The sequence below is a fragment of the Hymenobacter lapidiphilus genome, from assembly GCF_003417065.2.
In the GTDB taxonomy this organism is placed as follows: Bacteria; Bacteroidota; Bacteroidia; order Cytophagales; family Hymenobacteraceae; genus Hymenobacter.
Map to the genome: position 1 here is coordinate 1 of NZ_QVLT01000096.1, position 246 is coordinate 246.

The following is a 246-nucleotide window of genomic DNA, read 5'->3' on the forward strand; positions in this document are numbered from 1 at the left end:
CCTGTAGACCGCGATATTAACGTGGCTACTGAGGAAGGCCAGTTGCTGGTGACCCGCCCCACGGAGCAGAAGCGGCACAAGGCCATGCATGGCCTTTACCGCTCACTGCTCAACAACGCCATCGATGGCGTGAGCAATGGCCTCGAGAAAAAGCTGGAATTAGTCGGTGTAGGTTACAAAGCCACTATGGCTGGTACTATCCTCGAACTGGCGCTGGGCTACTCGCACAACATCTTCCTGGCCCTG

The 246-nt window shown here is 56.5% G+C and carries 1 protein-coding gene; it reads left to right on the top strand.

Annotation, left to right across the window (positions count from 1 at the left end; genetic code table 11):
• Positions 1-246: 50S ribosomal protein L6 (locus D0N36_RS19345; protein ID WP_116943431.1), on the top strand; the 246-nt coding region annotated here is incomplete at both ends.